Origin of the sequence: Bacillus sp. B1(2022) (genome assembly GCF_040259625.1) — a bacterium.
Classification (GTDB): Bacteria; Bacillota; Bacilli; order Bacillales; family Bacillaceae; genus Bacillus; species Bacillus velezensis.
This window is the reverse complement of the sequence record NZ_JANIFO010000008.1, coordinates 40,397-64,205: the sequence shown is the minus strand read 5'-3', so window position 1 is coordinate 64,205 and position 23,809 is coordinate 40,397. Positions and strand designations below refer to the sequence as shown.

At 44.1% G+C, this 23,809-nt stretch carries 30 protein-coding genes, 1 other RNA gene, 1 pseudogene and 1 riboswitch; of the genes and pseudogenes, 21 read left to right on the top strand and 11 right to left on the bottom strand.

The features are described from left to right. The first annotated feature begins 43 nt into the window (after positions 1-43). From NQS30_RS14585 to NQS30_RS14570, 4 genes are all read left to right on the top strand, one after another. Positions 44-592, top strand: coding sequence for an SLOG family protein (locus NQS30_RS14585; RefSeq protein WP_012117830.1), 549 nt, complete (start codon positions 44-46; stop codon positions 590-592). 79 nt (positions 593-671) lie between these two features. After that, positions 672-971, top strand: coding sequence for a cell division regulator GpsB (gpsB, locus tag NQS30_RS14580; RefSeq protein WP_003153541.1), 300 nt, complete (start codon positions 672-674; stop codon positions 969-971). 55 nt (positions 972-1,026) lie between these two features. Further along, positions 1,027-1,408: RNase P RNA component class B (gene rnpB, locus NQS30_RS14575), an RNA gene on the top strand. Positions 1,409-1,504: 96 nt separating this feature from the next. Continuing rightward, positions 1,505-2,671, top strand: coding sequence for a THUMP domain-containing class I SAM-dependent RNA methyltransferase (locus tag NQS30_RS14570; protein ID WP_015240079.1), 1,167 nt, complete (start codon positions 1,505-1,507; stop codon positions 2,669-2,671). Positions 2,672-2,711: 40 nt separating this feature from the next. Here the strand turns inward: NQS30_RS14570 and NQS30_RS14565 are convergent, their stop codons facing one another. After that, positions 2,712-2,864 carry a YpzG family protein gene (locus NQS30_RS14565; protein ID WP_169510007.1) on the bottom strand — a complete coding sequence of 51 codons (153 nt, stop codon included), beginning with the start codon at positions 2,862-2,864 and terminating at the stop codon, positions 2,712-2,714. A 165-nt stretch (positions 2,865-3,029) separates the two neighbouring features. Between NQS30_RS14565 and NQS30_RS14560 the strand changes: the two genes are divergently transcribed. The 5 genes from NQS30_RS14560 to pbuX all read left to right on the top strand — a co-directional run bounded on the left by NQS30_RS14560 (position 3,030) and on the right by pbuX (position 9,076). Then, positions 3,030-3,221, top strand: a complete 192-nt coding sequence (locus tag NQS30_RS14560) for a hypothetical protein (protein ID WP_003153550.1) — start codon at positions 3,030-3,032, stop codon at positions 3,219-3,221. A gap of 103 nt (positions 3,222-3,324) precedes the next feature. Next, positions 3,325-5,244, top strand: a complete 1,920-nt coding sequence (locus NQS30_RS14555; RefSeq protein ID WP_012117827.1) for an ATP-dependent DNA helicase — start codon at positions 3,325-3,327, stop codon at positions 5,242-5,244. A 111-nt stretch (positions 5,245-5,355) separates the two neighbouring features. Further along, positions 5,356-6,858 (top strand): carboxypeptidase M32, encoded by a 1,503-nt coding sequence (locus NQS30_RS14550; RefSeq protein WP_218791240.1) that lies wholly within the window; start codon positions 5,356-5,358, stop codon positions 6,856-6,858. A 133-nt stretch (positions 6,859-6,991) separates the two neighbouring features. Continuing rightward, positions 6,992-7,091, top strand: a riboswitch (purine riboswitch). Between the two features lie 99 nt (positions 7,092-7,190). Continuing rightward, positions 7,191-7,775: a xanthine phosphoribosyltransferase gene (gene xpt / locus NQS30_RS14545; protein WP_015240076.1), complete on the top strand. Its 585-nt coding sequence runs from the start codon at positions 7,191-7,193 to the stop codon at positions 7,773-7,775. Beyond that, positions 7,772-9,076, top strand: a complete 1,305-nt coding sequence (gene pbuX / locus NQS30_RS14540) for a xanthine permease PbuX (RefSeq protein WP_218791239.1) — start codon at positions 7,772-7,774, stop codon at positions 9,074-9,076. The genes xpt and pbuX overlap by 4 nt, the downstream gene beginning before the upstream one ends. A gap of 246 nt (positions 9,077-9,322) precedes the next feature. Here pbuX and NQS30_RS14535 read toward each other — a convergent pair whose 3' ends face one another. Continuing rightward, positions 9,323-9,598 (bottom strand): hypothetical protein, encoded by a 276-nt coding sequence (locus NQS30_RS14535; protein WP_015417694.1) that lies wholly within the window; start codon positions 9,596-9,598, stop codon positions 9,323-9,325. A 348-nt stretch (positions 9,599-9,946) separates the two neighbouring features. Between NQS30_RS14535 and NQS30_RS14530 the strand changes: the two genes are divergently transcribed. Then, positions 9,947-10,513 carry a cysteine hydrolase family protein gene (locus NQS30_RS14530; RefSeq protein ID WP_012117823.1) on the top strand — a complete coding sequence of 189 codons (567 nt, stop codon included), beginning with the start codon at positions 9,947-9,949 and terminating at the stop codon, positions 10,511-10,513. Positions 10,514-10,758: 245 nt separating this feature from the next. On the opposite strand, the gene NQS30_RS14525 is transcribed toward NQS30_RS14530, so the two are convergent. Next, a complete protein-coding gene (locus NQS30_RS14525) occupies positions 10,759-11,343 on the bottom strand; it encodes a DUF421 domain-containing protein (protein WP_025284908.1) in 585 nt (194 codons plus the stop codon). Between the two features lie 513 nt (positions 11,344-11,856). Next, entirely contained in the window at positions 11,857-12,126 is a 270-nt protein-coding gene (locus NQS30_RS14520) for a hypothetical protein (RefSeq protein ID WP_015240073.1), read from the bottom strand. Between the two features lie 231 nt (positions 12,127-12,357). Here NQS30_RS14520 and NQS30_RS14515 point away from each other — a divergent pair, with 231 nt between their 5' ends. Continuing rightward, positions 12,358-12,666, top strand: coding sequence for an MGMT family protein (locus NQS30_RS14515; RefSeq protein WP_007612133.1), 309 nt, complete (start codon positions 12,358-12,360; stop codon positions 12,664-12,666). 27 nt (positions 12,667-12,693) lie between these two features. Here the strand turns inward: NQS30_RS14515 and NQS30_RS14510 are convergent, their stop codons facing one another. Continuing rightward, complete coding sequence (locus NQS30_RS14510) at positions 12,694-13,302, bottom strand: GNAT family N-acetyltransferase (RefSeq protein ID WP_218791238.1); 609 nt, start codon at positions 13,300-13,302, stop codon at positions 12,694-12,696. 165 nt (positions 13,303-13,467) lie between these two features. Here NQS30_RS14510 and NQS30_RS14505 point away from each other — a divergent pair, with 165 nt between their 5' ends. The 7 genes from NQS30_RS14505 to NQS30_RS14475 all read left to right on the top strand — a co-directional run bounded on the left by NQS30_RS14505 (position 13,468) and on the right by NQS30_RS14475 (position 20,533). Then, the gene (locus tag NQS30_RS14505; RefSeq protein WP_160242096.1) at positions 13,468-14,568 is read left to right on the top strand and encodes a type III polyketide synthase; all 1,101 of its coding nucleotides are present in this window, start codon (positions 13,468-13,470) and stop codon (positions 14,566-14,568) included. Continuing rightward, on the top strand, positions 14,568-15,074 hold the full coding sequence (locus tag NQS30_RS14500) for an isoprenylcysteine carboxyl methyltransferase family protein (RefSeq protein WP_218791237.1): 507 nt from the start codon (positions 14,568-14,570) through the stop codon (positions 15,072-15,074). Before NQS30_RS14505 ends, NQS30_RS14500 begins: the two co-directional genes overlap by 1 nt. A 72-nt stretch (positions 15,075-15,146) precedes the next feature. Then, positions 15,147-15,242 (top strand): Fur-regulated basic protein FbpC, encoded by a 96-nt coding sequence (gene fbpC, locus NQS30_RS14495; protein WP_025284905.1) that lies wholly within the window; start codon positions 15,147-15,149, stop codon positions 15,240-15,242. A 183-nt stretch (positions 15,243-15,425) separates the two neighbouring features. Next, positions 15,426-19,007, top strand: coding sequence for a dynamin GTPase (dynA, locus tag NQS30_RS14490; RefSeq protein WP_218791236.1), 3,582 nt, complete (start codon positions 15,426-15,428; stop codon positions 19,005-19,007). A 67-nt stretch (positions 19,008-19,074) separates the two neighbouring features. Continuing rightward, positions 19,075-19,332 carry a YpbS family protein gene (locus tag NQS30_RS14485; RefSeq protein ID WP_012117818.1) on the top strand — a complete coding sequence of 86 codons (258 nt, stop codon included), beginning with the start codon at positions 19,075-19,077 and terminating at the stop codon, positions 19,330-19,332. A 76-nt stretch (positions 19,333-19,408) separates the two neighbouring features. Further along, positions 19,409-19,552, top strand: coding sequence for a hypothetical protein (locus NQS30_RS14480; RefSeq protein WP_003153570.1), 144 nt, complete (start codon positions 19,409-19,411; stop codon positions 19,550-19,552). A gap of 93 nt (positions 19,553-19,645) precedes the next feature. Further along, entirely contained in the window at positions 19,646-20,533 is an 888-nt protein-coding gene (locus NQS30_RS14475; RefSeq protein ID WP_025284902.1) for a 5'-3' exonuclease, read from the top strand. Positions 20,534-20,538: 5 nt separating this feature from the next. On the opposite strand, the gene sspL is transcribed toward NQS30_RS14475, so the two are convergent. From sspL to NQS30_RS14460, 3 genes are read right to left on the bottom strand one after another with little or no spacing between them, the layout of a single operon-like run. After that, entirely contained in the window at positions 20,539-20,667 is a 129-nt protein-coding gene (gene sspL, locus NQS30_RS14470) for a small, acid-soluble spore protein L (RefSeq protein WP_003153575.1), read from the bottom strand. A gap of 51 nt (positions 20,668-20,718) precedes the next feature. Continuing rightward, positions 20,719-21,111, bottom strand: a complete 393-nt coding sequence (locus NQS30_RS14465; protein ID WP_039255083.1) for a reverse transcriptase-like protein — start codon at positions 21,109-21,111, stop codon at positions 20,719-20,721. A gap of 6 nt (positions 21,112-21,117) precedes the next feature. Further along, on the bottom strand, positions 21,118-21,798 hold the full coding sequence (locus tag NQS30_RS14460) for a queuosine precursor transporter (protein WP_012117815.1): 681 nt from the start codon (positions 21,796-21,798) through the stop codon (positions 21,118-21,120). An 81-nt stretch (positions 21,799-21,879) separates the two neighbouring features. Between NQS30_RS14460 and NQS30_RS14455 the strand changes: the two genes are divergently transcribed. Both NQS30_RS14455 and NQS30_RS14450 read left to right on the top strand, forming a co-directional pair. Next, positions 21,880-22,551 (top strand): ribonuclease H family protein, encoded by a 672-nt coding sequence (locus NQS30_RS14455; RefSeq protein WP_015417684.1) that lies wholly within the window; start codon positions 21,880-21,882, stop codon positions 22,549-22,551. 2 nt (positions 22,552-22,553) lie between these two features. Next, complete coding sequence (locus NQS30_RS14450) at positions 22,554-22,736, top strand: zinc-finger domain-containing protein (protein WP_040238014.1); 183 nt, start codon at positions 22,554-22,556, stop codon at positions 22,734-22,736. A 26-nt stretch (positions 22,737-22,762) separates the two neighbouring features. On the opposite strand, the gene NQS30_RS14445 is transcribed toward NQS30_RS14450, so the two are convergent. Then, on the bottom strand, positions 22,763-23,020 hold the full coding sequence (locus NQS30_RS14445; protein WP_007409519.1) for a DUF2564 family protein: 258 nt from the start codon (positions 23,018-23,020) through the stop codon (positions 22,763-22,765). Positions 23,021-23,182: 162 nt separating this feature from the next. Between NQS30_RS14445 and NQS30_RS14440 the strand changes: the two genes are divergently transcribed. Continuing rightward, complete coding sequence (locus NQS30_RS14440) at positions 23,183-23,365, top strand: hypothetical protein (RefSeq protein ID WP_012117812.1); 183 nt, start codon at positions 23,183-23,185, stop codon at positions 23,363-23,365. A gap of 51 nt (positions 23,366-23,416) precedes the next feature. Here the strand turns inward: NQS30_RS14440 and cspD are convergent, their stop codons facing one another. Beyond that, the gene (cspD, locus tag NQS30_RS14435; protein ID WP_003153604.1) at positions 23,417-23,617 is read right to left on the bottom strand and encodes a cold-shock protein CspD; all 201 of its coding nucleotides are present in this window, start codon (positions 23,615-23,617) and stop codon (positions 23,417-23,419) included. Between the two features lie 15 nt (positions 23,618-23,632). Beyond that, positions 23,633-23,744 (bottom strand): annotated as a pseudogene (locus NQS30_RS14430) (hypothetical protein); the annotation flags it as partial. Positions 23,745-23,809 lie beyond the last annotated feature (65 nt).

Here is a 23,809-nt window from a genome sequence, read left to right as displayed (position 1 = left end):
ATGGGGCCCGATGGGGAGCCCCATTTTTTAAGCAGGTGATCAATTGAAAGTATTAGCCGTAACAGGATACAAGCCGTTTGAACTCGGGATTTTTAAACAGGATGACCAGGCCCTTGTTTATATAAAAAAGGCGATAGAAACCAGACTCAGAAGCTTTATTGACGAAGGCTTGGAATGGATTCTCATATCCGGACAGCTGGGGACTGAGCTTTGGGCGGCTGAAACGGCATACGATCTCAGAGAAGAGTATCCGGAATTAAAGGTTGCCGTTATCACGCCTTTCTACGGTCAAGAAGAAAAGTGGAAGGAACCGAATAAAGAAATGTATGAAGCGGTGCTTGCTCAGGCAGATTATGAGGAGAGCCTGACGCATCGGCCGTACGAAAGTCCGCTCCAATTCCGGCAGAAAAACGCGTTCTTTATTGAAAAGTCAGATGCGCTTTTGCTTTTATATGATCCTGAAATGGAAGGATCGCCGAAATATATGCTGCAGCAGGCAGAAAAACGCCGTGAAACAGACGGATATCCGATTTATTCGATTACGATGGATGATCTCCGTGCCGCCGTTGAAGAAGAAGATTTCTTTACATAACACGTCAGAGAATATTTGACAACGGGACGTGTTTCTGAATAAAATATAACATGATGATTCACGATATGAGGTGAAAAAGATGCTTGCTGATAAAGTAAAGCTTTCTGCGAAAGACATTTTGGAAAAAGAATTTAAAACAGGCGTTAGAGGTTACAGACAAGAAGACGTTGACAAATTTTTAGATATGATTATTAAGGATTATGAAACCTTTCATCAAGAAATTGAAGAATTGCAGCAAGAAAATCTGCAGCTGAAAAAACAGCTTGAAGAAGCAAGCAAAAAACAGCCGGTGCAGTCCAATACGACCAACTTTGACATTCTGAAAAGGCTGTCCAACCTTGAGAAACATGTATTCGGAAGCAAACTTTATGACGAATAGGGCAGATGCACTTGTCAAATGAGACAAGTTGCTTTATAATGAACAAGTGTTCTTAACGTTCGGGTAATCGCTGCAGATCTTTGAATCTGTAGAGGAAAGTCCATGCTCGCACGGTGCTGAGATGCCCGTAGTGTTCGTGCCTAGCGAAGAAATAAGCTAGGGCAGCCTTGATAGGCTGACGGCAGGAAAAAAGCCTACGTCTCCGGATATGGCTGAGTATCCTTGAAAGTGCCACAGTGACGAAGTCTCATCAGAAATGGTGAGAGTGGAACGCGGTAAACCCCTCGAGCGAGAAACCCAAATTTTGGTAGGGGAACCTTCTTGAAGGAATTGAACAGATAGAAGGACAGAATGCTTTCTGTAGATAGATGATTGCCGCCTGAGTACGAGGTGATGAGCCGATTGCAGTACGACGGAACAAAACATGGCTTACAGAACGTTAAACATTATTGATATGACAAATTAGAGCTCTCCTTTAAAGGGGAGCTTTTATCTTGAATGAAACGAAAGCTTAAAAGAGACAGGGTGATACGATGAAGAAGTACACACTAATAGCGACGGCGCCGATGGGAATCGAAGCGATCGTCGCCAAAGAAGTGCGTGATTTAGGTTATGAATGCAAAGTAGACAACGGAAAAGTCATTTTTGAAGGAGATGCGCTTGCGATCTGCCGCGCTAACTTATGGCTGCGGACGGCTGACCGCATCAAAGTACAGGTCGCCGAGTTTCAGGCGAAAACGTTTGATGAGCTGTTTGAAAAAACAAAAGCGATTGACTGGCGCGCGTACATCCCGGAAAACGCAAAGTTCCCCGTTACCGGAAAGTCCGTGAAATCAGTGCTTGCCAGTGTGCCTGACTGCCAGCGGATCGTCAAAAAGGCGATAGCGGAAAAGCTGAAACTGCAATCAGGAAAACAAAATGAATGGATTGAAGAAACGGGCCCTGAGTATAAGGTGGAGATTTCCCTTTTAAAAGATAAAGCCGTACTTACACTGGATTCATCAGGAACAGGCCTTCACAAAAGAGGATACAGGGTTGATCAGGGAGGAGCTCCGATTAAAGAGACGCTCGCTGCCGCGTTAATTCAGTTAACCAACTGGACGCCTGACCGTCCGTTCGTTGATCCGTTCTGCGGTTCCGGCACGATCGCCATCGAAGCCGCTTTAATCGGGCAAAACATTGCTCCCGGTTTTAACCGTGATTTTGTTTCAGAAGACTGGGAATGGATCGGAAAAGAACTGTGGGACAAGGCGCGTCTTGAAGTGGAAGAAAAGGCTAACTATGATCAGCCGCTGCAGATCTTTGCCAGTGACGTGGATCACCGGATGGTAAACATCGCCAAAGAAAACGCAGAAGAAGCGGGACTTGGTGACCTGATCGAATGCAAACAAATGCGGGTGCAGGATTTTACGACGAAACTCGAATACGGCGTAATCGTCGGAAACCCTCCGTACGGCGAACGGCTCGGCGAAAAAAGGGAAGTCGAGCAGATGTATAAAGAAATGGGCCGGGCATTTGAATCTCTTGATACATGGTCTGTCTACATGTTAACGTCAAATGAACAATTTGAAGAGGTCTACGGAAGAAAAGCAACCAAAAAACGGAAGCTCTTTAACGGTTTTATCAAAACGGATTATTATCAGTACTGGGCTAAAGTGCGGCCGCAGCGGAAAAAGCCGCAACAAAGAGAAGACGCCTGAAACAGCGTCTTCTCCGGCATCTTTACGTTTTATTCTGCCATTACCAGCGGTGCGCTTTTGCGTTGCTCCGTAAAATAATGTTGGTCTTGGACATTTCGGTGTGGCCGTTCACTTGCGATTTAGAGCGTTTCGGCCGCGTCCAATTGTGATGAAACAATTCAGAATGCTGATCTAATCGATCTTTATAACTCATGTAACCATCACTCCCGGATAGAATAATTTTGTGAAGATGGATATTCGATCGAATATCTGTTGTAGTTTGTGCAGGTCAGGTGCGGATCATTCAGAATGGCATGTATAGAAAGTGAAGCATCGGCATAGAATGATGATTATTTCTATTTGAGAGGTGATCTATTTTATGCTGAACAGCGAGCACTTCAGTAAAATACAAAAGGCGTTAGACGCAACTGCTTTCCGGCTGGAGGAAGCCGGAGCGGAGTTCGGTCCTTCCGCCATGACACACGCACAGGAAGAACTTGAAAATGCGGTAAAACATACACATTCAACAGACCATCCGTTCCTATGTACACATATCATTAACCGGAAATGATAATGGCAAAAACTTGGCGAGGCCAAGTTTTTTTGTTGTATTGAAAAGGGTTAAATGATATTATAGATGGTCTGAATGCCGAATAGTTAGGGGTTGGAGTTGGGTGACAACATCACGTTTGCCTTTTGCTTTAACAAAAGAAAAGAATTTTTACGAAGAATTGAACAATTGGATTGGTGACGTGTTTTACGATATCCTTCCCGAGAAAGGCTTTGACCTTCGGGATGAGCAGGTATTTATGGCGTTTCAGCTTGAACGGGCATTTAAAGAGAAAAAAGTCATGTTCGCTGAGGCAGGAGTCGGTACGGGGAAAACGCTGGTGTATCTGCTGTTTGCCATCAGCTATGCCAGATATACGGGTAAACCGGCCATTATCGCATGCGCCGATGAAACGTTAATTGAACAGCTTGTCAAAAAAGAAGGCGACATTTCCAAGCTGACAGAACATTTGGATCTGCAGATTGATACACGGCTGTCCAAATCCCATGAGCAGTATCTGTGTCTGAAAAAGCTTGAGAAAACGATGCAGCGTTCTGATGATGAAAAGTGGCTGGATCTTTATGAGTCGCTGCCTTCATTCGTACACGAATCACAAGCGATGCAGCGCTTTTATCCGTACGGCGACCGCAAACAGTACGCTGATTTGACGAATGAAGAGTGGGCAGGCGTCAGCTATGATTCCTTCCAAGATTGTTTAACTTGTGATATGAGACATAGATGCGGTTTAACACTTTCGAGAGATCATTACAGAAAATCAACGGATCTGATTGTTTGCTCCCATGATTTCTACATGGAGCATGTATGGACGGAAGAATCACGCAAAAGGGAAGGACAGCTGCCGCTTTTGCCGGATCACAGCGCCGTCGTGTTTGATGAAGGACATCTGCTGGAATTCGCCGCGCAAAAAGCGTTAACGTATCGCGTGAAGCAGTCGACGCTTGAGCTGTTTTTAGAGCGTCTGCTTCAAAATGATATCAGAGAGGAATTCGCCGAACTGATTGAAGATGCCCTTGCCGCAAACGATGAGTTTTTCTATGTGCTGTCAGAGGAATCGAAGGAAATCGCAGGCTCTCACCGATTGGACATCCAAAACGATCAGCGTGTTAAGCGTGCGGCTGACGAACTGTGCCGTCTGCTCGATAAAATCGGGGAGGCGCTCGTATTTGAATCGGAAATGTATACGATCGATAAGTACGAGCTGTCAGTCGTAGAAGAATACGTCGAACAAATGGCATATTCGCTGTCGCTGTATCAAAAGGATGCCATCAGCTGGCTTGAAACGCGGGATACAGACTCAACGTTTGTCGTTATGCCGAGAACTGTAGCCGAAGTTTTGGGAGAAAAGGTCTTTTCTAAAAAGATTCCTTATATCTTCTCATCGGCCACTCTTTCTGAGGGCGGTTCATTTGATTATATCGCTGACAGCCTCGGAATCCGTGATCCTTTATCATTCACCGTTGAATCTCCGTACGATTATGAGGAGCAAATGTCTGTTGCGCTTCACGGTGACATGACGTCTGAGCAGAAAACAGCCGAAACGATTGAAACCATTAAGAAGAATGAAGGACGCACCCTCGTTCTTTTCCCTTCCTTTGAAGACATGAAGGAATTTAAAGAACAGGCTGCCGCGTGGGAGCTGCCGTATCCGATATACTACGAAGGTGATGAAGAAATCAGCAGTCTGGTCGAAAAATTCCAGCGGGATGAAGAATCCGTGCTTTGTTCCGTCCACTTATGGGAAGGTCTTGACATTCCCGGTGACTCGCTCCGGAATGTGACCATTTGGGCGTTGCCGTATCCGCCTCATGATCCCGTGTTTACCGCAAAGCGGAACGGAGCGAAAAAAGATCCGTTTGAGGAAGTTGATCTGCCGTACATGCTCTTGAGAGTCCGGCAGGGAATCGGCCGCCTCATCCGTTCTAATCAGGACAGCGGAACCATATCCATTTATGCGGGCGGAGAAAGTGAACGGGTCTTGGCCGAAGTCAAAAAGATCTTGCCTGTTACACCGAAAATCGTATAAAAACAAAAGCTGCAGGATTCTTATCCTGCGGCTTTTTTAAATCCGGGAAGTTGACTTTATCACGGCATTCCATTAGCCTGTAATTGATAGTGAAAAGGGAGGGGAACGGATATGGATTTACATACATATGAAAAAGAGTTTTTTGATCTGTTAAAAAGAGTATCCCACTATGTCGAAGCCATTGCACTTATGCATTGGGACTTAAGAACGGGAGCCCCAAAAAAAGGCTCTGATGACCGGGCGGAAAGCATCGGACAGCTGTCGGCTGACGTTTTTCAAATCCAGACATCCGACCGGATGAAAGAGCTGATCGACATCCTTCTCGCGCATGCAGAAGAGCTGCCTGAAGATACAGTGAAAGCGGCGGAACTTGCGAAAAAAGATTATGATCATAATAAAAAAATTCCTGAAGATGAGTATAAAGAATATGTCATTTTAACATCGAAAGCTGAAACGGCTTGGGAGGATGCAAAGGCTGCCTCTGATTTTTCTATGTTTGCTCCGTACCTTGAGAAGCTGATTGATTTTAATAAGCGGTTTATTTCGTATTGGGGCTATGAAGATCATCCATACAACGCATTGCTCGATATTTTCGAACCGGGTGTTACGGTAAAGGTGCTGGATCAGCTGTTTTCTGAATTGAAGGAAGCGATTATTCCGCTTATCAAAAAAGTGACGGAATCCGGCAATAAACCGGACACTTCCTTTATAACGAAAACGTTTTCGAAAGAACAACAAAGAGACCTCTCCTTGTATTTCTTAAAAGAGTTCGGGTATGATTTTGACGGCGGCCGCCTGGACGAGACGGTGCATCCGTTTGCGACGACAATCAACCGGGGCGATGTGCGGGTGACGACCAGATATGACGAAAACGATTTCCGCACGGCGATTTTCGGAACGATTCATGAATGCGGGCATGCGATCTACGAGCAGAATATTGACGAAGCGTTGAGCGGAACGAACTTATCTGACGGTGCATCCATGGGAATTCATGAATCCCAATCGTTATTTTATGAAAACTTTATCGCCAGAAATCAACATTTCTGGACCGCCTATTATGAAAAAATGGTTGAGGCTTCGCCTGATCAATTTCAAGATGTGAAAAGAGAGGACTTAGTACGCGCCGTAAATGAGGCGAAACCGACATTTATCCGAATTGAAGCCGATGAGCTGACATATCCGCTTCATATTATTATCCGTTATGAAATTGAAAAAGCGATTTTCAGCAATGAAGTGACAGTGGAAGAACTGCCTGCATTGTGGAATCAAAAATATCATGATTATTTAGGCATTACGCCGCCATCTGACGCAAAAGGCATTTTGCAGGACGTACATTGGGCGGGCGGCGATTTCGGCTATTTCCCTTCCTATGCGCTCGGATATATGTATGCGGCACAGCTGAAGCATACCATGCTTGACGATCTGCCTGAATTTGACCAATTAATAGAACGGGGCGATTTTGAGCCGATCAAACAATGGCTGACAGAAAAGGTTCATCAGCACGGAAGACGCAAAATGCCGCTTGACATCATAAAAGATGCAACGGGAGAAGAGCTGAACGTTCAATATCTCATTGAGTATCTCGTCGGCAAATATTCAAATTTATATTTATAAACGAAACGCCCGGTATACACCGGGTGTTTTTCTAAAAATTCTAAAAACACGAATAATCGAAAACCAATTCTTTGTAAAAGTTCGGAAATATTCAAATTTCACTATGCAAAAGAAGTGTATCTTGTTATAATTTGATTAATATCATACGAACACTCATATAATCGCGTGGATATGGCACGCAAGTTTCTACCGGTCACCGTAAATGTCCGACTATGAGTGAGCAATGGAACGGCTTTATTCGGCCGTTGCGTGTAGATCATTCGGCATTGCTTGCTCTTTTTTTGGAGAGCGGGCAATGCTTTTTTTATTTTTTATAAGCGGGGGTAATCATTGTGGAAGCATTAAAACGAAAAATAGCAGAAGACGGAATTGTTCTTTCTGATCAAGTGCTGAAAGTGGATTCTTTTTTAAACCATCAAATTGATCCGGTTCTCATGCAGCAGATCGGCCGGGAATTTGCGCGCCGTTTTGAAAAAGACGAGATAACCAAAATCGTCACAATTGAATCTTCGGGCATTGCCCCTGCGGTGATGGCCGGCCTTGAACTCGGCGTTCCCGTCATCTTTGCGAGAAAAAGGAAGTCTCTCACATTAACGGATGATCTGCTGACGGCATCCGTCTATTCTTTCACGAAAAAAACAGAAAGTCAGATTGCTGTCTCCGGAAATCATCTGTCGAAAGATGACCGCGTGTTAATCATTGACGACTTTTTAGCGAACGGACAGGCGGCAGAAGGACTTTTATCCATCGTAAAACAAGCAGGCGCAGCGGTTTGCGGGATCGGAATCGTCATTGAAAAGTCATTTCAGCCGGGAAGAGATGAGCTGGTGAAAAAAGGATGCCGGGTCGAATCATTGGCGAGAATTCAATCGCTTGAAGACGGAAAAGTGACATTTGTACAGGAGGTCCGTTCATGAAAAACGGCTATGCCAAAACACTTTCACTCGGTATCCAGCACGTGCTTGCCATGTATGCCGGCGCCGTCGTCGTTCCCTTAATTGTAGGAGCGGCATTGGGACTGAACGCAGGACAGCTGACATATCTCGTATCAATTGACATTTTTATGTGCGGGGCGGCTACGCTGCTTCAAGTATGGAGGAATAAATGTTTCGGCATCGGCTTGCCCGTTGTGCTCGGCTGTACGTTCACCGCGGTAGCGCCGATTATTTCCATCGGTAAGGAGTACGGGATTTCAGCCATTTACGGAAGCATTTTGGCATCGGGTCTGCTTGTCATTCTGCTGTCGTTTTTCTTCGGCAAGCTCGTATCCTTTTTCCCGCCTGTCGTAACCGGATCTGTCGTGACGATTATCGGGATGACCTTAATGCCGGTCGCGATGAATCATATTGCCGGCGGGGAAGGCAGCAAGGATTTCGGTGATCCGGCTAACCTTGCCCTCGGATTTACGGTGCTCGTCATCATCGTGCTGCTTTATCGGTTTACAAAAGGATTTTTGAAATCCATTTCGATTTTAATCGGCATTGTCATCGGGACGGCCATCGCATATTTTATGGGAAAAGTGCAATTTGACAATGTGGCGAATGCTGACGCAATTCAAATGATTAAACCGTTTTACTTCGGGGCGCCGACATTTCATGCGGCACCGATTATTACGATGTCCATCGTTGCCATTGTCAGCCTTGTTGAGTCAACCGGCGTCTATTTCGCTCTCGGTGACCTGACAAACCGGCGCCTGTCTGAACGTGATTTAGCAAAAGGCTACCGTGCGGAAGGCCTGGCGGTATTCATCAGCGGCATTTTTAATGCTTTTCCGTACACGGCTTATTCCCAAAACGTCGGCCTCGTGCAGCTGACGGGAATTAAGAAAAACGCGGTTATCGGTGTCACGGGCGCACTTTTAATGCTCTTCGGCCTTTTTCCGAAAATCGCAGCCTTCACGACCATCATCCCGTCTTCCGTACTGGGAGGCGCGATGGTGGCCATGTTCGGCATGGTCATCTCCTACGGCATTAAAATGCTCAGTCAAATTGACTTTAAAAAGCAGGAAAACCTTCTGATTGTCGCGTGTTCGGTCGGATTGGGACTCGGTGTAACCGTCGTTCCCGATATGTTTAAGCACCTGCCGTCTTACTTAAATCTACTGACCACAAACGGAATCGTCGCCGGAAGCTTTACCGCCGTCCTTTTGAATATTATTTATAATATGATTCCTAAAACGAAAAAAAACCTTGATGTGACAAGGGTTCAAGAGGGTTAGTCACCCGTTTTTCTTTAAAATAACATCTTATTTTATCCAGATCGAGGATGCTTCCGAAAGTTTGCTGAACTTTTTGCGAGGCATCCTCTTTCATTTATTATTTTCATTGTTTGAAAAGAAACAAATTGAGTGATGAGGCATCCACTTTTTTTGCCGAAAAACCGTCCCGGACTATATGTACGTGAACGAGTATCTTGTGCACGGATCCTTACAAATGAGAGTGAAAAGAAGGGAAAGCCCCTTCTTTTAATTAATCCATCCTTCAAAAGTTGCGCGATAGAACCCTTCGATTATCTCTACTTTCTTAAGGTAATATGTAACACCATTCTTAACAGTTGTATTTGGGATATCCCATCTATGAAGGTAATCCATTGTAAAAGAATCTTTGGTCGCTTGTGTCGAAATTTTTGTTTGAGTTGAGTCGCTATTTGTATGACCAGGGCTAGATGCAAAAGCAGGGGCAGCGGAAACGAGTAAAGCGAGAGACAAGGCAGAACCAGTTAAAACTTTTTTTAATTTCATTTTGAACACTCCTTTGTTTTTTAATACACTTGTATTATTACATACAATACAAAAATAACCAAGGGTTTTTTTGTTAATATTTTGCGAGCGTGAATTTAGTTAGGGGCAATCTTTTCATTCACTGTTGCGGCTTATTTCAGGATATTGATAAGTATATAGAGAAAAAGAGTTGAATATTGCTGGCCTCTGGTGATCTGCAGCTTTTGAGTGAGTGCTAGCTTTAGATATTTCAATGCTTTTCCAACGGGGAAGGTGCGATATGAAATTTAACACTGAAACAATTGTACAAAAGTAAAATCTTTATTTAAAATGTTATAAATACGAATTTTCAATATAGGAGGTTATCTGATGGCAGAAAAGAAAAAAGCTTTAATCATTGTGGATGTACAAAAAGCCTTTGATGATAAAAAGTGGGGAGAACGAAATAACGTAAAGGCGGAAGAAAATATCAGCAAAATACTGAAATTATGGAGAGAAAAAGGATGGACAGTCATATACATACAACATACTTCTGATAAACCTGGTTCTTTATTTTATCCAAAAAATGAGGGGGTTGCTATAAAGGAAATCGTTAAACCTATGGAAAAAGAAGTCATTATAACCAAAAAAGTAAACAGCAGCTTTATTGGGACTAATCTAGAAGAGCTTTTAAAAGCAAATGATATAACAACTGTCGTAATCACTGGCTTGACTACGCCGCACTGTGTTTCAACAACCACAAGGATGAGCGGTAATTTAGGATTTGATACATACCTGATTTCAGATGCAACAGCAGCCTTCGGAATGAGAGATCAAAATGATACATATTATGATGCAGAGACTATTCACAATATATCTCTGGCAACATTGCATGATGAATTTGCCACAATATTAACGACTGATCAATTAATCAATGATTTTATAAAAACAAACTGACTAACATTATGGCTAAGGGCGGCGGTGGATATAGGCGGCTGAAAAGCATATTCAGGCGCATACAAGGACCTCTCGAAAAATACGGGGGTTGCCGACTCTTTTCATCGTCGCAATATCAATTTAAAAAAGGCATCTGCTTCAGATGCTTTTTTTGTTTCTTGTAAACCGGTTTCGGTAAAAAATGGCGGTTAACGGTCTGATTCGGCTTCGGTTTTGAATAACAAAAGGCTTTACTAATCAGCGAATTATTCAAGATTTTTTGGCTTGTGCTGAGTCTGGTGTTTTTTGATTTCCTTGAATATATTGGCTTGATCATCTTTTTGAGGCTGAGGCTCTTTGTTAAGACATTTTGGATCGATCACATTTTTAAGGTCTTTGATGGTTAAAGGCTTACAGTCATCTTTTAATTCGTAACCTAATTGTCCATTAGCTTCTAAAGTGGCATATTTAATTGTGTTTATGTTTGAAATGCCAAGAAGTCTTAAACGCATTTCGAGTTGATCTGCTGTCAGTCTCAGCTTCTTTAAGTTTTCTATATTGAGTTGGCCGTCTTCTATAACGAATTTAGATTTTCCAGTTAAAAAAGATTCAATCCAGTTTACTTTTACTTGAAACCATTCCATCAAAATCAAAGCGCTAAAAAGGATAGACGCAGCGATTAATGTTTTCAATAAACTGGTTTCTAAAATGGGGTGAACGATAATCGTACCGATTGAAATCATGACCATTGTCTGTGCAATGGTCATTTGTGCAATGGATTTTCTCCCTGAAATTCTCAGTAAAATCATTCCGAATGCAATTATAATTAATTCTTCCCAAGCAAATCTCATGTTATCACCCTGGATTGTGTTTTATCAAAAATAAAAGAGCAAGTAAGAGGTTTTATGTGTACTTGCTCACGAAAAATTATTGCCCTTACATTTAATTTTATTCATTTTAGGTGTTTTCCTAACTGGAGAAACTATTCTGCGAGGGTGAATTCATTTCGGAATCTCCAATACAAGAGGCGGCGGTGAATATTGGTGGCTGAAAAGCACACCAAGGAGTATAAGGAGTGCGTAAGGCATGAAATAGAAGAACCTTGCCAAGAAATACGAGTTGTCAATTAACACAATTAAGTCATAGGAAAAGCGGCATGGTTGGGAACAAAAAAGGATGCATACTGAGACATTCTGCTAAAATGCATTGAGGAACAACGGTCTGCTGCTGAGACAGAGCTTGACATACGGTTGCTTAGGATCGCCGCACAACGCTCTTCGATGATCGTGGTTTTTAGGAGGTTAGTAGGGAAAACAACTATGAAAAAAGGGATGAGAGAAAAATCTCTTATCCCTTAGATAATCTTAAAACCAACCTTGGTATTCACCAGTCCATGTACCATCACTGTTCTGCTTGGCATCTTTTAAATAGTATTTAACTCCAGCAAATACTGTTACATTAAGAAGTTCTCCACGTGTATTAGCATTGATGTATATAGTTTTTAACACTGCCTGAGGAGCTGCAGTTTTATGACTCCCGCCATCTGCAGCCGGGCTTGCTGCAAAAGCAGGAGCAGCAGAAACAAGTAAAGCAAGTGATAGAGCTGAACCGGTTAAAACTTTTTTAAATTTCATTTAAAACACTCCCTTTTTTTATTTGATACAACTGTATTATATAACTGTATGTAAAATTTGTCCATATAAACTTATGTTAACTTTTTGTCAATATAAGAAAGTATTTTCCCCCATGAGTTTTATTAACTCGTACCATCTTATTTTAAGCCTCCAGAGTAAGGCATCATCATATGACGTCAAAACTGTTGTATGATACTAGGGAAATCATTTTTAGTCGAAATGAGGAGTTGCATGACATTTACGGAACGGGCGGTAGCCATTATCAAACAGATTCCTGAAGGAAAAGTGATGACGTATGGTCAAATTGCCGATCTTGCGGGAAGTCCGCGGGGAGCGAGGCAGGTTGTGAGGATTCTTCACTCCATGAGTAAAAAGCATCGTCTTCCTTGGCACAGGGTCATCAATGCAAAGGGCGAAATCGGATTGAGAGACGAAGAGATGTTTTCTGTACAGAAGCTGTCTCTTGAAGCTGAGGGGGTAGCGGTCACGTCAGACGGACGGATCGATCTCAATTTATACGTCCATGATCCGAATATGTGAAAAACCTGCCATATATCGGCAGGTTTTTCAGTTATATGCTTTGAGCCGGCCAGAAAGGTTTTGCCGGATATAAGGCCATTCCTCCCGAAGGATGGCGTAGTAGGCGGTATCTCTGAGACCGCCGTCGACAGCCGGAATGTGTGCGCGGCGGATCCCTTCAAATTGGGCTCCGATCCGCAAAATCGCAGTCCGTGAGCGCTGGTTGCGAACGTCGGTTTTCAGCGTCACCCTGACAGCTTGCCACACGTCAAACGCATGAGTCAGCATCAGAAGTTTACATTCCGTATTGACACCAGTCCGCTGCACGGCAGAGGCATACCATGTGCTGCCAATCTCACACACTTCCGGAGCTGCGTCCGCCGGCCGCGTAAACACTTCCGCATCCATAAACCGCGTGCTTCCGACGATTCGGTCTGTTTCAAGACTCCGTACTGCAAAAGGCAATGCAAGTCTTTTTTCATAATCGGAAAGCGCGCGCTCAATATAACGCTTTGTTTCTTCGATTCCGTCAGGGACATGGGTGTAAGCGTAAGTCGTCCTATTTTCTGAAGCAGCGTCACAAAGTGCCTGAGTGTGATCAATCGTCATCGGCTCTAACTGAACGAGTGACCCTCTAAGAATGACAGGTGTCAGCATCCCAATCACAACCTTTTTTTATGAATGGATCAAGTATAGTCGAACGGTTTCTTATTCAAAAGGGCCAATTTCCTATTAAAATGGCATGTCAGTGAAATCCTCGATTCAAACTTATGCATACATTCAGGAAAAAAGCGGGAACCTTTATGTAAAGAGGTGATGGGCATGGCATATGTGTTATCTGTCGGAACGAGCATTCCGAAGTATCATGTCTCGCAAGAAACGGCGGCGGATTTTGCGAGAGGGATGTTTGCCGATTCATTTAAGGATATTGACCGGCTGTTAAAAGCCTTTCAAAACGGCGAAATTGAATCAAGGCAGTTTGTCCGGCCGATTGAATGGTATAAAACGGCACGGGGTTTTTCAGAAAAAAACCGGCTGTATACGGAAGAAACCGTCAAGCACAGTGCGGATGCGGCACTTGATTGTTTAACAAACCCGGATTGTTTAACAAATCCCTTTCCATATGAAAAAGTCGATGCGATCTTTTTTATTTCCAGCACCGGGCTTTCAACACCCAGCATTGAAGCGAAAGTGATGAATCAGCTGCCGTTTTCTGCGAAAACAAAACGGATACCGATCTGGGGCTTAGGATGCGCGGGCGGAGCGGCCGGCCTGTCCAGGGCGTACGAATACTGCCGCGCGTATCCTGAAGCATACGCGCTTGTTATCGCGGCTGAACTCTGCAGCTTAACGTTTCAGCCGAACGACAAGTCAAAAAGCAACTTAATCGGAACTTCCCTGTTTGCGGACGGAATTGCCGCAGTACTAATCGGAGGAGAAAAGGCGAACCGAAACGATGTCAAACAGCCGCTTCTTCCGCGGATATTCGCCACTCAATCGGTGATGATGCCGGATGCGGAAGATGTGATGGGCTGGGAATTCACCGACAGCGGTTTTCAAGTCATCTTTTCAAGAGACATTCCCACCCTGGTTTCACAGTGGCTGAAGGACAATGTTGATGAATTTTTATTTGACTATGGTATCAGTCCTCACGACATTAAAACCTTTCTTGCCCATCCAGGCGGGAAAAAGGTCATTGACGCCTATTTAACGAGTCTTTCAATGGGCACCGGTCAGCTTGCGGCATCTCGGAAGGTGCTGCAAAAACACGGGAACATGTCTTCCGCAACTATTTTTCATGTGATAAAAGAACAGTTGCTCCACGGACGGCAGAAAGAAAACGAGAAAGGGCTGATCGGCGCTCTCGGGCCGGGATTTTCGTCAGAGCTTTTGCTGTTCAGCTGGGAAAAGGGGGCTTCTTAATGTTTTGGCTGTTTATCATGCTGCTTGCGGCCCAGCGGATTGCGGAGATGATCGTGGCCCGGCGCAATGAGCAAAAGGTGAAAAAGCAAGGCGCAGTCGAATACGGAGAAGGACATTATCCCTTTCTCGTCCTAATGCACGTGCTCTTTTTTGTCTCTCTTACAGCTGAGGTGGCGGCGTTTCAAAAAACGCTTTCTCCAAGGTGGGCCGCCATTATATGTATCATTTTATTTGTACAGGGGATCAGGTATTGGGCGCTATTATCATTAGGGCGGTATTGGAATACGAAAATTCTTGTCGTGCCGGATGCGGAGCTTGTCAGAAAGGGGCCGTACAGGTGGATGAAGCACCCGAACTACGCGGTCGTCATCTTAGAATTTATTTTTCTGCCGCTGTTATACGGAGCGTATTGGACACTGTTTCTCTTTTCGTTTCTCAATGCCTGCATGCTCACTGTGAGGATTCGCGCCGAAGAGAAAGCGCTAGAAGAAAACACCGCAAAATAGAGATTGAAAATCATTCTCACTCATGATAAGATATAAATATGAAAATGATTCTCATTCAAGGTGGTGCCGAAAATGACAATGTTATTTTTATTTGCAGCCGTTTGTACATACAGTGTTTTAATTGGTTTCGTATTGAAAAAAGTTTCGAATAAATCGATGTCTTCTTAAACATCTGCGGTTTTTCCTGCCGCGGGTGTTTTTTCTTTATCAGCTGCCGATATCGGCGGCTTTTTTGCGTTTCCTGAAGAAAAGTGAGTCATTCTTGTGTAAAATGGGGGAGAGGTTTTTTTCAGAGCTTTCTAAAAATGAAAAACGTCATTTGATGCGACAGACACAAAGGGGTAAAGACACATGACAGAAGAAGAACGCCATAACAGGGAGATTTTCAGCAGAACGGGTGCCTTATACGCACAATTTTTGGAACATCAGGATGAAAAACGGGCCGATCAGCTCGCGGCCATTATGAAAAAAGCGGCTGATGAAGAGGTTTATATCGCGTTTACCGGGCATTATTCGGCCGGAAAGTCCTCTTTATTAAACACATTGCTTGGTGAAGACATACTGCCGACAAGCCCGATTCCCACAAGCGCCAACCTCGTTGTCATCCGGCACGGTGAAGATAAAGTCGTGCTTCATACGACGGACGGGGCTTATGCAGAAATTAAAGGAATTTACGATAAAGAACAAGTGCAGCAATTCTGTAAAGACGGTGAGCAAATTGAAACGGTGGAAGTCTATGCCGGCTTTAAGGAGTCAGAGCCTTATGCGGCCTACATTGACACACCGGGAATTGATTCGACGGACGAAGCGCATTTTTTATCTGCCGCTTCGGTTCTCCATCAGGCTGACGCTTTATTTTACGTCGTTCATTATAATCACGTCCATTCAGAAGAAAATATGCTGTTTCTCAGCTCCATCAAAGACCGTATTCCGAATTTGTTTCTGATCGTCAACCAAATTGACAGACATGATGAAACTGAAACGAAGTTTGAAGAGTACCGCAGGCAGGTGGAAGACATGCTTGAAGGCGCGGGAATACCGAAAGAATCGCTTTTCTTTACGTCTGTCACTGAGCCTGACCATCCTTTAAACGGCATGGAACAGCTGAAAAAACATCTGCAGAAGCTGAAACAGCAGGCAAAAACAAATTTATGGTCCTTAACGGAGAGAAAAGTTGCACACTTAGTCAAAGAGCATACAGAGATGCTCGTAAAAGATGATAAAAACGGCAGCGGAGAGCAGTTTGACAAACAAGAAGCACTTGTCCGTTCTGTTGAAGGTGAGCTTAAAAAAGCCGTTCAACAGGCTGAAACAGCAGAGAAAAACATCAGAAAAGACGTACAGAACATATTGCAAAATGCTAATCTGACACCCTTTGAGATGAGGGAGCTTGCATCTGCTTATATTGAATCACAGCAGCCCTCATTTAAAACCGGATTATTCTTTTCAAAAGCGAAAACGGCTCAGGAGAAAGAAAGAAGGCATGCTGAATTTTTTGCCGATATTAAAAAAAGAACGGAAGGGGAAGCGGATTGGCATATTATCGACACATTTACGAAAGCGGCCAAGCGGTATGAATCGGATTCGGACGAACTGATCAAGAAAATCCAGGCGTACCGCACACCGCTTTCTGATGATATCACCGCTCAGGCCCTTAAGCAGGGAGCGTCCTTTTCATCTGAATACGTATTAACTTATACGAAAGACCTCGCTGAAATGATCAGAAGGGAAGCCAAAAGACAGACAGCGGAACTCATTGAGGAGCTGACCGCTTATGTTCAGACAAAAAACGGACCGCTCATTGAGAACTTGAAAAACCGGCTCGAAAAAGAAAAGAAAATAAGAGATGAGCTCGCGCAATCGGCAAAAGAAGAACGCAGTGCCTTGGAAAAAGCAGCCCGCGTCCGCGCTTTGTGGGAAGAAGAATTGACCTGTGATACGGGAAGCGGCGACTGGTATACGCGAAAAAAACGCCTTGCGAAAGCGCCCGTCCAAAAAGAGAAACCAAAAGAGGCTGTACAGCATGAAGTAAGCAAGCCCGAAAAAAATGCGATGAAGGAACTTCCTATAAAAGAGCAGACAGATCGGTTCTATGAGCTTGCCGGGATTCTTGAATCCTCGAGCATATTAGGAAAACAGGCAGAAGCCTTTCGAAGCAGGATTGAGCGGCTTGAAAACCGCCAGTTTACCTTGGCGTTATTCGGCGGATTCAGTTCCGGTAAATCATCATTTGCAAATGCGCTTGTCGGTGAATACGTGCTTCCGTCATCACCGACGCCCACAACGGCTACGATCAACAAAATAACGAAACCGCAAGACGGCAAACCGCATAAATCTGCGGAGATCGTTTTTAAAACGGAGGAGGAGCTGGACGCTGAAATGCTTCAGCTGACTGAGCTGAAAGATGCTGATGTAAAGGGGCGTTCACTGAAAGAGAGATGGAATTATGCCATTAAAAAGGGAAAAATTCCGGATGAACTCATCCCGGTGATTCAGACGATGCTGCAGGCGTTTGATACGTACGAAGAACAGATCCGTCAAAGGCTGACACTGACGGTGCCGGTTGAAGATTTAAAACCGTACGCAGCCGAAGAAAAAACGGCCTGCTGCGTAAAAGAAGTCACCGTGTATTATGATTCGCCTCTCACGCAAAAAGGCATCACCATTGTTGATACGCCGGGAGCAAGCAGTATAAACAAGCGCCATACGGAACTTGCCTTTCAATATATAAAAGATGCTGACGCGTTCTTTTATATGACGTACTATCAGCATTCTTTTTCAAAAGGAGACAGGTCCTTTCTGAAGAAACTCGGCCTCGTCAAAGAATCATTCGGCATGGATAAAATGTTTTTTGTCATTAACGCCGCCGATCTGGCCAAAACGGAAAGCGAGCTGGAAACCGTCAAAGACTATGTCCGCTCAGAACTCTCAAAAGAGGGAATTAACCGGCCGAAATTATATCATGTCTCAAGTAAAGAAGAGCTTGCGGGTAAAAAAGCAACTTTTTATAACAGGTTCTCTGATGTAAGAACCGGGCTTGAGCACTTTATTGAGGAAGATGTAATGAGGGCCAGCTGCGCCCAGCTGAAAACAGAGGCGGACAAATTGTGCGATATGGTGGAACAGCTTCACGAATCTCTTCACCAGTCGGCAGAAGAAAAAGAGAAAAAGAAACAGCGTCTGAAGTCTTCCTATGAAAAAGCTCTCGCTGACATTTCAAAGCGCCGTACGTCTGAGGTCATCATTCGAAAAGTGATGAAAGATACGGAAGAACAGCTCTATCACATTAAACACCGCCTGACGTTTTATGCGAATGATATGTTGAAAAACGCCTTTCATCCGGGTCTTCAAAACGGTGATTGGAAACGAAATATATCAGCGGCGCTGAATGAGGCGCTCAAGGAATTCCGTTTTGAATATATTCAAGAGCTGAAAACGCTCGATATCCGGATGACCGGTTTTATTGAGCGCCATATGACTGAGGAATGGATGGAAAACTGTCAGAAGAAGCTTATGGAAGACGGAGATTTCTCCATTTATGTGAGCGGTGAAAACGAATTTGCCGTTCAGCTGAAAGAGGTCGCCCCGGTCATTGACGTCTCGGCATTCTCACATCACGTAAAGGAAGTTAAATCACCGAAGCAGTTTTTTGAACAGAACGGAAAAGCAGCGTTTGTAGAAGGGCTCAGGCTGAGCCTGCAAAAAGTGACAGAAAAGTGGCTTGAGCAGGAGAAAGAAAGCCTTTCAGAGCGATATGCTGAGCAGGTGCGCCGTCTGCAAGAAGACATGGCGGATAAAAGCCTTTCCCAGATCCGCGAGCAGCGGGACACTTATTTACAAGGTCTTGCGGAAAATACGAGTGCAAGGGAAATTGAACACCTTTACGAAGCCGAAAAAGCATGGAAAAAGAAAGATGAAATGCTGAAAATTTAAAAATCCGGTTGGCGGCAGATAACAGTCGTGGTAGACTAAAATGAAAAAAAGCGAGATGAAACCTTTTATGTCAGAAGTCCATAAAGCAATTTCAGCACATTCCGCAAAACAGCATCAGCACGTCAAAACATTTGTACAGCTTGATTATGAGCGTGAACAGGCCATTGAAGAAGCAATTGTAAAATGCAGACAGAATAAACCGTTCACGACAGATGCCATCAATGGCATCACCGCAAAAATGAACCAGCTGGCGAAAAAGGGCATCGTGCCGCAAAGACGATTCGTAAGTGAAGAGATGGTGAAAGAATTCGTCAGCAGACAGTAATGGATGAACCTGCCGCGTGTGTCATCAGCGCTTGCTGTACATACTATCCGTATCTTCTCTAAAGGGGGATATGACCATGGGCAGAACAAAACTGGGAAACAGAAATGCTCAGCAGAATAACAATGCCAAAAAGAAAAACGGCTTCGGACAGAAATTTGATTCTTATGCCGGCCGTGAAGCTGAAAAGCTGATGGCAAGCAATAAAAGACACGGTGAATAACGTGACGGCAGCATCTTCCAAATGGGGGGATGCTGTTTTTTTACCGCCTTCTTTGGTAAAATAGGAACATTGAATAAAAAGGAGTTTCGATATATGAATAATAAATTACTGCTCGTTGACGGCATGGCGCTTTTGTTCCGCTCGTTTTTCGCGACGGCCGTTCATCGCAATTTTATGATAAATGAAAACGGAATTCCCACAAACGGCGTCAACGGTTTTTTAAAGCATCTTATTACGGCGGTTGATACGTTTCAGCCCACACATGTCGTCTGCTGCTGGGATATGGGAAGCAAAACGTACCGCAATGATTTGTTTCAAGATTATAAGGCCAACAGAAGTGAACCGCCGCTAGAGCTGATTCCGCAATTTGATCTAGCGAAAGAAGCAGCGCGAGAGCTCGGTTTTTTAAACATCGGCATAAAAGGCTATGAGGCGGATGACTGTATCGGTACGCTTTCTGCCCTATTTTCCGGGGAAGCGGAAATTACGATTGTAACGGGTGATAAAGATCTGCTTCAATTGCTGAATCATCAAGTTCGAGTAGCGCTGCTGCAAAAGGGTATCGGCAATTATAAGGTATATACAGATGAGATATTTAGAGAAGAAACGGGAGTTCCGCCAAAAGCGCTGATTGACATTAAGGCGCTGATGGGAGACACGAGCGATAACTATCCCGGCGTTAAAGGGATAGGGGAAAAAACGGCGTACAAGCTGATCCGTGAATACCAAAACATAGACCGGTTATTAGAAAGCCTCGCTCTCTTGCCGAAGGGCCAGCAAACGAAAATTCAGCAAAGCTTGAAAGAATTGGAGCTGTCAAGGCAGCTTGCTGAAATACATTGCGAGGTGCCGTTAGTCTGTACGCTTGAAGAAGCGCTTTTTTCATTAAAGATGGAAGAGGCGGCATTAATGCTCAGACGTCATCAGATAAAAGGAATTGAAAGGATGCTCGAAAAGCTGAACGCCAGAGAGATCAGCTGATCCCTCTAGCGTTTTGTATTGCTTTTTTTTGCGTTGTTTTCAAGGGCTGATTTCGGGTCTTTATGCGCATTTCCTTCCATATTTCCCTGAGGATTCACGCCCCCGGTCAGCCGGCCTTTATTTTCCTTTCTCATAGCTGTTCACCTCATTTGTAGGATGAACAGTGAGACGCAATTTCATTCCGGTTATTTATTCAGCCGAATCGCTTTTTTTGCGAGCTGATCGGCTGTTTGGTTTTGTCTGCCGGGAATCCACTTAATGAAAAACAATGGAAATTCGGCCTTTAAGCGGATGATTTCGTCAACAAACGGCTGGAAAGCCTTGTTTTTAACCGCTTCAAGATCTGCGGCCCGCTCCACGATATCCGAATCCGTCCGGAATGACACGGACTCAAATCCGCGGGCGGCACACAGCTTCATTCCTTCAATTAAAGCGAGAAATTCAGCTTCCTGATTTGATTGGTCGCCGATCGGAATTGAGAAAGATTCTGTTTTCCCGTCATGTTTAATAAAAATACCGATACCGGACGGGCCCGGGTTTCCGGCGCTTGCACCGTCTACATAAATTTCAGCGGGCATCATCCGTCACTCTCCATTCGGTGTCATTCGTTTTGCCGCATACGCATAAGGGACAGAAATGAGTGATACCGCAAATTTAATCAGGTAAGTTGAAATGAAGATGCTGAACCATACTCCCGCGGAATAAACGCCGATAAAGGCCACGGCAGTGAAGATAAATGTATCCAGCAGCTGGCTGAGCGCCGTGCTTCCGCTGTTTCTGAGCCAGAGAAGCCTGTCTGAAGGAAAGATTCTCCGTATGGCTGAATATACATAAACATCTATCGTTTGGCTGAAAATAAAAGCCAAGAGGCTTCCGAGCGCAACACGCGGCAGAAAACCGAAAATCGTCTCAAGGGCAGGCTGTGCGATATCTGACGCAGCCGGTTTATATAAAAGAGCCCCCTGCATGGCGCATGTCAAAGCGAGCAGAGTGGAAAACCCGAGCCACACGGCTTTGCGCGCTTCCCTGGGACCGTATTTTTCATTCAGCACATCCGTTGCGAAGAAAACGGTGCCGTACATGATATTTCCCAGTGTCGCCGTAAGCCCGAACAGTTCGACTGTTTTGACAACCTGCAAGTTGGCGCACACCGTGGCGAAACCGATCCATACGAATAGGCCCGTTTTGCCAAATCCTTTATAAAACAGAAGAACAATGATAAAATGAATGACCGCAAATAAGATCCATAACACATCGTTAAACAAAACCTGCTGACTTCCTTTCAATTTGAGAATGGTTTGATTATAGCACACGCCCGTCAACTAATGAATGGTAAGGTGATTTCAATGAATCTTAAGCCGTATATCGAAATAGAAGCAAAAGGAACAGGCCCTGTCGCATTTTTTTCCGAAGATTGGCTGACCGTTCCGAAAGCGCGCATGCTTGCAAGAGAAGTCAGCCGCTTTCCTTATATAAAAGACATTTATTTTGAGGATGAAAAAGGCGCGAGCTGGACGCTTAAAGAATTAGAAAAGCTTACTGAAGAGCTTGCGCACGAACCTGACGACATTACAGTGTATTTCGACGGCGGCTTTGACAAAACAAGCGGACGCGCCGGACTCGGAATTGTCGTGTATTATTCTCTCGGCGGCAAGCGATACCGCATACGGAAAAACAAAAGCTTAACGCTTCAGACGAACAATGAGGCGGAATATGCCGCTTTATACGAAGCGCTTAAGGAAGTGCAGGAACTTGGCGCAAGCAGAAATTCGATCACGATAAGAGGGGATTCCCTCGTCGTTTTGCATCAGCTTGACGGCAGCTGGCCGTGTTATGATGAAACGCAAAACGAATGGCTGGATAAAATTGAAGCGCTGCTTGAATCCTTAAAGCTGACACCGACATATGAAGCCGTAAACCGAAAGGAAAATCAAGAAGCGGATGACCTTGCCAGAAAAATTCTCTCGGACCGGCAGATTGAAAGCCGCATAACATTAGAAGGTAACGGAGATGACTGATATTGGATAAAAAAAGCATTTATAAAGAATTGACTGAGCTTCAGGATGAATATTGCAAAGACTGTTTCGTAAAAAAGCATTTTCGCAAAGAGTTTGGAAAAACGCACGCTCATTCTTTCTGCATCAACCAATGCACGGTGGGGGAGAAGCTGAAAGCCTACGGCAAGGTGCTGGCAAATCAATAAAAAATAAAACCGCAGTTTCTGCGGTTTTATTTTTCGAATTCATCAAGCTGATGCTGGCAATCGTCGAGAAGCATTCGCTGCTTTTGCAGAAAATCCTGGTCGAGAGCCTGCAGTTCACTGGATTGTGACATCGTTCTGGCATCCTGAATCGCCTGGTATGCAGATTCCACCAAAGTTGAATTTTGGCCCCGGGTAGCCGCTCCCGTTGTTTTCTGGGCCGTTTCCACCGCTAATTCAAGCTGGCGTTTATCCGTCAGTCCGTTTGGAAAAAATTCAGAGTCCATTAAAAAACACCTCCGCAAATAGTTTGGAGATTTTTTTTTAGAAATATGTACGGAAAATAGAAAAAAATATAGAAAATAAGCCGATATAACTATTGAACCTGATTAATTAGGGCTTATTTACTATTATTCAGGGTATCTTGGGAGAGAAGGGAAAAACCAGCCGTGAATGATAAAGATTTAAAAACAATCCTTCAGCAGACATTTAAAGAGATATACGGTGATTTGGGAAGTTTAGCGGAAATGGCAAAAAAAGGAATGCCGTCAATGGAGAAACAAATTGAAGAGATCGAGCAGCGCTGCAAGCAGAATCTTGTTGCAATTGAGATTCAGACGGCAATCAAATAGGAGAGGCATACGCCTCTCCTCTATTTGTCATCTGATCAACATGTATTGAGTTTAGAGTTTTACAACATTAGAAGCTTGAGGTCCACGATTACCTTCGACAATTTCAAAAGAAACTTCTTGTCCTTCTTCTAATGATTTGTATCCTTCTCCTTCGATAGCAGTGAAGTGAACAAATACGTCGTCTCCGCCTTCAACTTCGATGAAGCCGAATCCTTTTTCGTTATTGAACCATTTTACTTTACCGTTTTGCATATTGCTTAATTCCTCCTAGTACTGTAGCACCTTCGTGCTAAAAAAAATTTTGTCATCATCCAACCGTACGTATGTAAACGTTGTTAAATGATGGTTCAACTATACACCATATGGGAGCGGACGTCAAGCGGCCGCTCCCTATTTTTTATCTTTATTTTTCCAGTAACAAAGCTTAACCGGAAAAAACAAAAA